At 71.3% G+C, this 7,545-nt stretch carries 7 protein-coding genes; 1 reads left to right on the top strand and 6 read right to left on the bottom strand.

The window, feature by feature from the left end; genetic code table 11:
• From IF12_RS0118560 to IF12_RS0118545, 4 genes are all read right to left on the bottom strand, one after another.
• The coding region (locus IF12_RS0118560; protein ID WP_051704584.1) for an FtsW/RodA/SpoVE family cell cycle protein at positions 1–1,794 on the bottom strand (1,794 nt) is incomplete at its 3' end.
• Between the two features lie 153 nt (positions 1,795–1,947).
• On the bottom strand, positions 1,948–3,210 hold the full coding sequence (locus IF12_RS26305; protein WP_081913734.1) for a PP2C family serine/threonine-protein phosphatase: 1,263 nt from the start codon (positions 3,208–3,210) through the stop codon (positions 1,948–1,950).
• Positions 3,211–3,277: 67 nt separating this feature from the next.
• Complete coding sequence (locus IF12_RS0118550; RefSeq protein ID WP_030161043.1) at positions 3,278–3,763, bottom strand: FHA domain-containing protein; 486 nt, start codon at positions 3,761–3,763, stop codon at positions 3,278–3,280.
• Positions 3,764–4,001: 238 nt separating this feature from the next.
• Positions 4,002–4,757: an FhaA domain-containing protein gene (locus IF12_RS0118545; protein WP_051704582.1), complete on the bottom strand. Its 756-nt coding sequence runs from the start codon at positions 4,755–4,757 to the stop codon at positions 4,002–4,004.
• A 197-nt stretch (positions 4,758–4,954) separates the two neighbouring features.
• Between IF12_RS0118545 and IF12_RS0118540 the strand changes: the two genes are divergently transcribed.
• A complete protein-coding gene (locus IF12_RS0118540; RefSeq protein WP_197034787.1) occupies positions 4,955–5,293 on the top strand; it encodes a helix-turn-helix domain-containing protein in 339 nt (112 codons plus the stop codon).
• 119 nt (positions 5,294–5,412) lie between these two features.
• Here the strand turns inward: IF12_RS0118540 and IF12_RS0118535 are convergent, their stop codons facing one another.
• Both IF12_RS0118535 and IF12_RS0118530 read right to left on the bottom strand, forming a co-directional pair.
• The gene (locus tag IF12_RS0118535; protein WP_030161038.1) at positions 5,413–6,468 is read right to left on the bottom strand and encodes a histidinol-phosphate transaminase; all 1,056 of its coding nucleotides are present in this window, start codon (positions 6,466–6,468) and stop codon (positions 5,413–5,415) included.
• Positions 6,465–7,352, bottom strand: coding sequence for an RDD family protein (locus tag IF12_RS0118530; protein ID WP_035749539.1), 888 nt, complete (start codon positions 7,350–7,352; stop codon positions 6,465–6,467). The genes IF12_RS0118535 and IF12_RS0118530 overlap by 4 nt, the downstream gene beginning before the upstream one ends.
• Positions 7,353–7,545: the final 193 nt, after the last annotated feature.

The following is a 7,545-nucleotide window of genomic DNA, read 5'->3' as shown; positions in this document are numbered from 1 at the left end:
GGGGAGTTCGATCGTCTGGGGGCCGGGGCGGGTCGGACCGCCGGGAGGGCCGGGAGGACCCGTGTGGCCGGTCTGCCCGGGCTGTCCCGGACGGCCGGTGGCGGGCCCGTACGGCGGCGGCCCGGGGGTGGTCGGCGATCCGGGACCGGGCGGCGGCGAGCCCGGCGGCGGGCTGAGCACGGACTCCTCGACGGTGCCGGTGCCGAGGCCCGTTCCGCCCTGGAGGTGCCCGGGGATGATGAGTTCGGTGGGCTGGTCGCCGCCGGGGATCGGGCCGGAGTCGGCCACGGCCGCGGCGTCGGCCTTCGCGGCCTCGTCGGCGGCGCGGCGGGCGGCCTGCTCGGCGAGGAACTCGGGCGGGGCCTCGGTCTTCTGGAGGCCGAACGAGGCCTGCCAGGGTTTGCGGGCGTCGTCGGAGACGCGCAGGAACAGGCCGATGAGCAGCCAGGAGCCGACGAGCGAGGAGCCGCCCGCGGCGAGGAACGTGGTGGTCTGGCCGGTCATGGGGATGAGCCCGGTGACGCCGCCGAAGACCACGAACAGCTGGAAGGCGACCAGGAACGCCAGGCCCGCGGCCATGAGCTTGCCGAAGAGGTCGCGGGACATGATGCCGGTCTTGAAGCCGCGCTGCACCAGGAGCGCGTACAGCAGCAGGATCGCGACGAGGCCGATGAGGCCGACCTCCTCGCCGATCGCGGCGAGGATGAAGTCCGATTCGGAGGCGGGGATGATGTTCGGGTTGCCCGCGCCGGGCCCGCTGCCGAGCAGCCCGCCCGCGTTGAGCGCGACCAGGCCCTGGACGAGCTGGTAGGAGGAGGTCACCGGATCGTCGACGTACGCCCACGGGTCGAGCCAGATCGCCACGCGCACCTGGAGGTGGGAGAAGAACGGGTAGATCGCGATGCAGCCGCCGATGAACATGGTGAGGCCGATGATGATCCACGACACCCGCCGCGTCGCGACGTACAGCATCGACAGGAAGATCGCGAACAGCAGCAGCGAGGTGCCGAGGTCGCGCTCGAAGATGAGGATGAGCAGGCTCGCGGCCCAGACGATGACGATCGGGCCGAGGTCCTTCATGCGCGGCAGCTGGAGTCCGAGGATCTTCTTGCCCGCCACCGACAGCATGTCGCGCTTGCGCACCAGGTAGACGGCGAAGAAGACCAGGAGCATGAGCTTCGCGAACTCGCTGGGCTGGATCGAGAAGCCCCCGAGGCGGATCCAGTTCTTGGAGCCGCCCGAACCGGAGATCGAGTAGGGCAGGAAGCCCGGCAGGGCCGCCAGGGCGATGCCCGCGAACAGCAGGATGTACGCGTACCCGCGCAGGATGCGGTGGTTGCGCACCAGGGCCAGGAAGACCGTCAGCAGGACGACCGCGCCGATGTAGAACATCAGCTGGCGCCCTCCCTGCCCGGCGAAGACGCCCGCGTCGGCCGGGAGCGGGTCCTCGCGCATCGCCGTCCGGTCGATCCGCCTGATGTAGACGATGCCGATGCCGGTGAGGAACGCCGCGATGGGCACGAACAGCGGGTCGGCGTTCGGGGCGAGGAACTTGACGGCCGTCCACGCGCACATCGAGACGATGAAGATCAGCAGCGGCAGCGTGAAGGTGACCGAGGTGGTGGTCTCGGTGAGCGCCATGTCGATGGTGAGCTGGAGGCCGAACACCCCGATGCCGCCCATGAGCAGCAAGAGCAGTTCGACGCCGATGCGCTTGGGCATCCCCGCCAGGGGCGTGAGCGGCGTCTCGGACGGCCCTACCGGCCGGGCGGTCGCCGACATGGGCTGGGCCATCGCTTCCCCTCGCGTCTCGGATCGACTCTGCTAGATGTACGGCTCCGCGTACGCTCCCGACCGTCCCTTGCGGAGCCGTGAGTGCTTGCGCGCCTGCGCGCCAGGCGCCCGCGCCGCAGGGGTTCGGACGCAGTGAGCCTACAACGGCCGCGCTCAGTCGTCGCGGCAGTCCTTCGCGGCCGCGGACACCGGCTCGGTGCCCGGGGCCGCGCAGATCGGGTCGAGGTTCGCGTTGGCGGCGGCCGGGTCGATCAGCTCGGCCAGCTCGGCCTCGGCGTCCTCGCGGCTGCCGGCGGTGATGCCGTCCTCCAGGTCCGCCTCGACCGCCTCGACCGCGTCCTCGGCGGCCCGGTCGGTCTCCACCTCGAGCCAGGCGGCCCGCAGGCCGGCCACCTCAAAAGGGAGGCCTCGGTAGACGCTGATGTTGCCCGCGTCGGAGACCCCTATGAAGTACTGGGTGCGCACCCACCACAGGCCGCCGCCGGCGGCGAGGGTGAGCACGATGAGGCAGGTCAGGATCGTGCGCCACACGCGGCCGCGCTTGCGCGGCCCCGGCTCGGGCGCCTCCTCCTCGGCCGCTTCGGCGGCCTCGGGCTCCTCGTCCTCGGGTCGGACCGTGCGCAGGACCGCCGTGTCCGACTCGGCCAGGCGCGCGTCGGCCGCGGCCCCGCCGATGATCGACCGCTGCTCCCCCGGGTCCTCCTCCACCACGTCGGCGATGAGCACCGTCACGTTGTCGGGCGCGCCCGCGTCGAGGGCCTGCTGGACCAGCGTCTCGGCCGCCTCCTGCGGGGAGGCGGCGGTCTGGAGGGTCCGGGCGATGTCGGCGTCCGAGACCGGCCCCGACAGGCCGTCGGAGCACAGCAGGATCCGGTCCCCCGGCACGCCCTTGAGCGTCTGGAACGCCGGCTCGACCTCCGAGGCGCCCAGAGCGCGCAGCAGCAGCGAGCGCTGCGGGTGCCGCTCGGCCTCCTCGGCGGTGATCCGGCCCTCGTCCACCAGCATCTGCACGTACGTGTCGTCCACGGTGATCTGCTCGAAACCGCCGTCCCTCATCCGGTAGGCGCGCGAGTCGCCGATGTGGACCAGGTTGAACCACTCGCCGTCGAACCACAGGGCCGTGAGCGTCGTCCCCATGCCCTCCTTCTGCGGGTCGTCGGCCACGACCCGGCGGATGGCGCGATTGGCGTCCGCGACCGCGTCGGCGAGCTCGTCGACGATCGAATCGGCCGGCGGGGGCACGTCGAGCCGCGCGATCGTGTTGACGACGATCGCCGAGGCGAGGTCACCGGCGGCCATGCCGCCCATGCCGTCGGCCACGGCGATGAAGTGGGACCCGGCGAACACCGAGTCCTGGTTGCCTTGCCTCACCACCCCGCGGTCCGAGATGGCCGCGTATCGCAGGTGCAAACTCATGATTCAACCGCCGTAGCGCGGGGCACGCCCGCTGTTGGATGCCGACATCGCCGTGTCACGTCTCTGCTCAGGGGCGCAGCTCGAACGAGGAACGCCCGATCCGGATGGGCACTCCGAGCGGGACCGGCGTGGGTGTGGTGACTCTAGCGCGCCCCAGGTAGGTGCCGTTCGTGGAGCCCACGTCCTCCACCATCCACTGGCCGTCCACCGGCAGCACCCGGGCGTGCCGGTTCGAGGCGAAGTCGTCGCGGATGACGATCGTCGAATCAGGGGCGCGGCCGATCGTGATCGGCTGCCCCGACAGCACGAAACGGCGCCCGGCCAGCTCACCGGTCGTGACCACCAGCCACTGCGCCGCCTGCGCCGGCGACTGCGGGCGCGAAGAGCGCCCTGAGGAGGGCGGACCCGAGACCGGGCCCGCCGACGGACCGGCCGTCGCCGGGCGGCGCTGCGCCAGCAGGTCCTTCGTGATCGTCCGGGCGGCGGCGAACACGAACAGCCACAGCAGCACGAGGAACCCGAACCGGGCGACGGTCTGGACTATCTCAGGCATTCGGCGCTCCCAGCGGGACGAACGATAGGTCCCCGACACGGTAGCCCACGCCCGCATGGCGTATCCGGACCACTTGCACCGGTTGCGGCGCCGGGCCACCAGGGCCGTCTGAGTGGAAATCTGACAAGGCTCGTGAGGAGCCAGTACTTGAAGCGGAGCTCTGCGGAGCGGTACTTGCGACGAGCGAGCCGCAGCTCAGATTTTCTCTCAGGCGGCCCACCAGGGCCACAGCGGAGCTTTACCCAGCCTGGAGGGTCAGGGAGGTCGTGCCGATCTGGATCACGTCGCCGGGCTGCATGCTCACCGTCGCGATGCGCTGGCCGTTGACGAGGGTGCCGTTGGTCGAACCGAGGTCGGTCACCGAGACCTGCCGGCCGTCGAAGTCGATGCGGACGTGGCGGCGCGAGATGCCCACGTCCGGCAGGCGCACCTGGGCCTGCTCGCCGCGGCCGATGATCGTGGCCCCGTGGGCGACGGTGAACTGGCGCCCGTCCGCGGTCACCAGGACCGGGCCGGTCGGCGCCTGCTGCTGGGCGGGGCCGTAGCCGCCGCCGGAGACGGGCTGGTCGACGCCCTCGTTCAAGGCCGCCACCTCGGCGGTGACACGGAACATGCCGGTGTCCAGGCCCTCGCCGCGCTCGATCTCCACGATCACGTCGCCGTAGACCGTCCAGCCGTTCTCGCCGATGAACTCCGCCTGCGACTGCGCCAACTCCTGCGCCAGGGCCGCCGCGTACGGCGCGAGCCGGTCGTGGTCGGGCGGGGAGAGGTCGATGACGTAGCGGTTCGGCACCAGGACGCGCCCGCCGGCGAGGACGGCCTTGTGGGTCTCGGCCTCGCGCTGCATGGCGCTCGCGATCTCCACCGGGTGCACAACGCCCTTGAACATCTTGTTGAAGGTGCCCTCGAACAGGCCCTCCAGTTGTTTCTCCAAGCGTTGCAGAACACTCACCGGTTCTCCTCCTCGTCTGACGTCAACCGAACGGTGACGCATCCCTGAATAGCCGCGTCGACCTTCGATGGTATCGGCTGGCTTCACGCGACGGCGAGCGGTTGAGACGCAACCCTTCCGAGAGTCGCATTCATATCGTCCGATCGGCTGAGCGCCGTGTCGGCTGGTGGTACCGAATACCGCCCACCCCGGGCGGGGTTGGGTGGCGCCCCTGGAAGAAGGCGCGTATGGTGACGCGGGTGACAGATCGCGACTTCAGCTCATTCGTCCGCGACGTGCGCAAACGCGCGCACGTCTCGTTCCGCGAGCTCTCCGACTCCGCCGGGGTCTCCAACCCCTACCTCCAGGGCGAGCGCGGCGTGCGCCGCCCCAGCGGCGCGGTCCTGCGGCAGCTGGCGCTGGCGCTGCGGATGACCACCCCGATCATGTACCTCCGCGCGGGCTTCACCCCCGAGAACGGCTCCGCGACGCCACTGGCGATCGCGACCGACCGCGAACTCACCTCCAAGCAGAAGCAGACGCTCGCCGAGATGTACGACGCGTTCTGTAGCGAGAACGAGCGGACCTCACGCAAGTAGCGGGACCGCGAAGTCGGAAATCCGACACGGTTCCCGAACACCGACCTTCGACACCGCGGGGCCGGGCGCCGGTGGGGCGCCCGGGCCCGCTCACGTTGCGCCCGTTACGACTCCGCGAATCAACGCTCGGCGTAGTCCCGCAGCGCCTCGAGCATCGCGTCGTTCTCCTCGGGCAGGCCGATCGTCACCCGCACGCCGTCACCGGCGAAGGGCCGCACCAAAAGACCCGCGCTTTCGCAGTGCACCGCGAAATCGACGGCCTCCTCCCCCAAGGGAAGCCAGAAGAAGTTCGCCTGCGAGTCCGGCACCTCCGGCACGAACTCCCGCGCGGCCATGACGGCGCGCTTGCGCTCGGAGGCCACCAGGGCGACCCGGCGGCGCATCTCGCCCTCGGCGCCGAGCGCCGCCAGCGCCGCCGCCTGCGCGGCCGCGTTGACCGCGAACGGGATCACGCACCGGCGCACCGCCTCGGCCACCTCCGGCCGCGCCACCATGTAGCCCACGCGCAGGCCCGCGAGGCCCCACGCCTTCGAGAAGGTCCGGAACACCACCGCGTTCGGCCGGTCCGCGTACCGCTCGATCGCGTCCGGGCACGCCGGATCGGTCACGAACTCCCGGTACGCCTCGTCCACCACGACCAGGACCGACTCGTCCACGGCGTCGAAGATCCGGTCGAGCTCCTCGGCCGTGACGGCCGGGCCGGTCGGGTTGTTGGGACTGCACACGATCAGCGCGCGCGTGTCCGGCCCGACGGCGGCGATGAGCGCCTCCACGTCGTGCCGGTGGTCGGGCGTGTTCGGCACCTGGACGCTGCGCAGGCCCGCGACCGTCGCCGCGATCGGATAGGCCTCGAAGGACCGCCACGAGTAGACGACCTCCCCGCCGGGCCCGCCGATCGCCTGCATGAGGTGCCCGATGAGGGCCACCGAGCCGGTCCCGGTGACGAGCCGGCCTGCGTCGAGGCCGTGGCGTTCGGCGAGGGCGTCGCGCAGGGCGACGACCGCGAGGTCGGGGTAGCGGTGGACGTCGCTCGCGGCCGAGGCGATCGCCTCGACGACTCCGGGCAGGGGTCCGTATGGGACCTCGTTGCTGGAGAGCTTCACGGCGTCCGGGATCGCCTTGCCGGGGACGTACAGCGGGATCTGCCGCAGCTCGTCGCGGATCGGCTTGGTCATGAGGGCTCCTTATCAGGGTGCGCCTCCGCAGTGCCCGCCTCGACGACGGCCGTACCGGGGGATTTGTCGTGCAGGCACTGGCGGAACGGTTGGTCTCGGATGCACCATATCCCGTCCATGACCCACAGGATCGCGCCGAAGGGGAAGCAGATCAGCGGCAGCGCCGCGTACGCCCAGCGCAGCAGCAGCCGGCCCCAGCCGAGGTTCACCGGCGCGAGCGAGACGACCTTGATCCCCATGAGCCGCTTGCCGACCGTCTGCCCGGTGTTGAGCGTCGAGGGCACCTCGTAGGCGAACCACAGGCCGAGCGCGATGAGCAGGACCACCGTGAGCTGCTCGTTGAACGCCGAGGGCACCTCCACGTCCTGCGCGTTCGCGGCCTGGAGGACCTCGCGGAGGTAGGGCATGAAGGACTCGCTGACGAACAGGTACAGGAAGTAGCCGTTCACGATCGCGTTGAGCACCATCATGCAGACCACGTCCACGATCCGGGCGACGAAGCGCTGGCCGGGGTGGGCGAGGACGCGGCCGCCGAGGATGCGGTCGATGTCGTGCCTGGTGATCCAGCCGACGGTGACGCCGAGGGAGCGGATGGGGACGGTGTCGGGGGGCTGGACGACGCCGGGGCCGCGCTGGATGATCTTGGGGGGCGGGCCGTCGCCGTAGCGGGGGTCGTTGGGGAGGCTCTGGTATCCGGCCTGGCCTTCGGCCGGTTTGGACCCTTTGGCGGGCTCGGGATCGGGTTCGGGGTCGAGCGGTTCGGGTTCGGCGGGGGGCTCGGCGTCGGCGGGGACGGGCTTGCCGACCCATGCGCCGCCGTCCCAGTAGCGTTGGGTGGCCGGGTCGGCGGGGTCCGGGTACCAGCCGGGTTCGATCGTGCTCATCGAGGCCCATTCTTGCAGCCGCGGGCGAGCGTTCCCAGTCAGTTCGGCTGCTCTTTCAACCACAGTGGCCGAGGGGCCGCGGAGCGGCGGGGGCCCGGGGCGGGCGGGAGCGGGCGCGGTGCGCGGGGATTCGGCCGGTGGGCCGTGGGGAGCGCGGCGGTGGAGAGCGGGCGGGGCCGTTCGGCGGGCAACG

The sequence above is a fragment of the Glycomyces sp. NRRL B-16210 genome (assembly GCF_000719515.1).
Classification (GTDB): Bacteria; Actinomycetota; Actinomycetes; order Mycobacteriales; family Micromonosporaceae; genus Glycomyces.
The sequence above is the reverse complement of the archived record's forward strand: the minus strand, read 5'-3'. Positions and strand labels throughout refer to the sequence as shown.